Origin of the sequence: Burkholderia sp. DN3021, assembly GCF_049805555.1 — a bacterium.
Lineage (GTDB): Bacteria > Pseudomonadota > Gammaproteobacteria > Burkholderiales > Burkholderiaceae > Burkholderia > Burkholderia pyrrocinia_C.
The window spans coordinates 1-915 of sequence record NZ_JBNCAB010000247.1; the positions used below are offsets into that span (position 1 = coordinate 1).

The 915-nt window shown below is 64.0% G+C and carries 1 protein-coding gene; it reads right to left on the reverse strand.

What is annotated here, in order from left to right:
- Window positions 1-12: 12 nt before the first annotated feature.
- Window positions 13-915, reverse strand: a 903-nt coding sequence (locus ACPUER_RS36890) for an IS110 family transposase (RefSeq protein WP_425133596.1), incomplete at its 5' end; no start/stop codon positions are given.

Here is a 915-nt window from a genome sequence, read left to right on the forward strand (position 1 = left end):
CTATGTCTTTCGTCAAGCGTTAGGGGCTGACTTGGGTTGGTAAATGGTGCCGTCGCGCAGCATGGCGAACAGGACGTCGCAGCGTCGCCGTGCCAGCGCGATGAGCGCTTGGTTGTGACGCTTGCCCTGTTGGATCTTGCGTGCGTAATAGGCTCGCGAGACGGGGTCTCGCAAAGCCGCGAAGGTTGATAGAAACAAGGCGCGCTTGAGCACCTTGTTGCCGCGTCTGGATGGATGTTCGCCTCGGATAGACGAGCCTGAGCGCCGGGTGACCGGAGCAAGGCCGGCGTAGGCCGCCAAGTGTGCAGCCGAAGCGAAGGCCTTGTGGGCGACTTCGGTCAGGAGTCTGGCGGCGGTCCTGACGCCGACTCCAGGCATGCTGGTCAGGACCGGCCAAAGAGGGTGAGCAAGCACCAGTCGCTCCACTTCGGCAGCGACCTCGTCGCGCTGCTTACGCAAAGCCGCAAGCTGCTGGGCCAAACGAGGCATGACGATGGTGGCAGCTTGCGTTCCGGGCACGATCACGGCTTGTTCGTTCAGAGCCTGAACGATCTCAGCCGCCAAGCTTTTGCCCATGCGGGGCGCGAGCTTGGTCAGGCGGTTGACGAGCGTCTTCTCGCTGGTTGCGGCAAGCGCGGCGGGCGCCGGATAGCGCTCAAGCAGATCGAGCACCGCCGGATGGTCGAGGCGCGGTCCGAGAACGCGCTCGAGCGCCGGATGGATCTGGGTGAGCAGACCGCGAATGCGGTTGCTGGTTTGAGTGACCTGAGCGGCGAGATCATCATCGAAGCCGCACAGCATGGAGAGCTCGGCGAGCTGCTCGTCGGCCAATCGAAGCGAGCGCAGCGTATGCGGCATCGAGCGAGCGGCTTCGGCAATGATCGCGGCGTCGCGGGCATCGGTCTTGGCTTCACC